A 1,421-nucleotide genomic window follows, 5' to 3' on the forward strand; every position below is an offset into this window, starting at 1 on the left:
TTGATCTATTTTCTGGAATTCGACCATGCAGGCCACCCAAACTACTGAAAAACCCCTTACCCAAGTCAAGTCTCAAAAGGATTTGCATAAGGAGGTCGATGCTTCGGGTGCTTGGTCAGTGGCCCAGATTGAGGCTTTATTTGCCCTACCTTTTAGTGAGTTAATGTTCAGGGCACAAGAAACCCATCGTGCTAACTTCCCTGATGGTGATGTGGAATTAGCTACTCTCTTGTCAATCAAGACTGGTGGCTGCCCTGAGGATTGTGGCTATTGCCCACAGGCAGCTCGTTATGACACCGACGTCAAAGCCAATAAGTTGATGGATTTGGATGAGGTTTTGGCTGCCGCTAAGGCTGCTAAAGCTGCTGGATCGAATCGTTTCTGTATGGGCGCTGCTTGGCGAGAGCCTAAAGACCGTGATATTGAAAAAGTCACCGCCATGATTAAGGGGGTGAAGGCCTTGGGCTTAGAAACCTGCGCGACACTGGGGATGTTGGAAGCCAATCAGGCTCAAGCCCTTCAGGAGGCAGGCTTAGACTTCTACAACCACAATTTGGATACCAGCGAGGACTTCTATCGCTCAGTCATTTCCACCCGTGGGTACCAAGACCGTTTAGATACGATTTCTAATGTACGTGCTGCAGGCATGTCAGTGTGCTGCGGCGGCATTGTGGGCATGGGTGAATCTCGTGAACAGCGTGCAGCTTTCTTGGCACGCTTGGCCAATTTAAGCCCCTATCCAGAATCAGTTCCGATCAATCATCTGGTTCCTGTAGCAGGAACCCCATTGGCAGATCAGAAGCCATTGGATCCATTGGAGTTTGTGAGAACCATTGCAGTGGCCCGTATCACTATGCCCCGTGCACGCGTGCGTTTGTCAGCCGGTCGCCAAGAGCTCGGCAGGGCGGTTCAGGCCATGTGCTTCCAAGCTGGTGCGAATTCTATTTTCTATGGTGAGCAACTACTCACTACCGGTAATCCCGAGGCAGAGCAAGACCGTGAACTGTTGGCCGAGCTAGGTTTAAAGACCAAGCAAAGCTGTAAAGCAGAGGTTCTGGTCTAGCTTTAAATCCCTCTCATGACCCTAATTGATCGCTTCATTATTGAGTTTGATACAGCCTTACGCTCGGTAGTGGGGGGCGCCCATGCCCATCGTCCAACCCCGGGTTCAGATAAGCAATCTACCGCTTTATTGGACACAAAAGATCGGGAGCATGCCGCTGGATTGATGCGTGTAAATCATGTGGGTGAGGTTTGCGCCCAAGCCCTGTATCAATCTCAAAAATTAGTAGCTCGCAACCCTGAAATTCGACAGATGCTGGATCATTCTGGCCAAGAGGAAATGGATCATTTAGCTTGGTGCGAAACGCGTCTTCAAGAGTTGGGTTCGCACACGAGTTATCTCAATCCAATTTGGTATG

2 protein-coding genes are annotated in these 1,421 nt (G+C 50.0%); both read left to right on the forward strand.

Annotation, left to right across the window (positions count from 1 at the left end; all coding sequences use genetic code 11):
* Positions 1-25: 25 nt before the first annotated feature.
* Positions 26-1,063, forward strand: coding sequence for a biotin synthase BioB (gene bioB, locus B7X71_RS16835; protein ID WP_293598370.1), 1,038 nt, complete (start codon positions 26-28; stop codon positions 1,061-1,063).
* Positions 1,064-1,078: 15 nt separating this feature from the next.
* A partial coding sequence (locus B7X71_RS16840; protein ID WP_293601587.1) for a demethoxyubiquinone hydroxylase family protein occupies positions 1,079-1,421 on the forward strand: 343 nt, incomplete at its 3' end.

The sequence above is a fragment of the Polynucleobacter sp. 39-46-10 genome, from assembly GCF_002282275.1.

Bases quoted from the DNA above. Each gene is read 5' to 3' on its own strand.
- bioB (WP_293598370.1), top strand. From the start codon at position 26: ATGCAGGCCACCCAAACTACTGAAAAACCCCTTACCCAAGTCAAGTCT.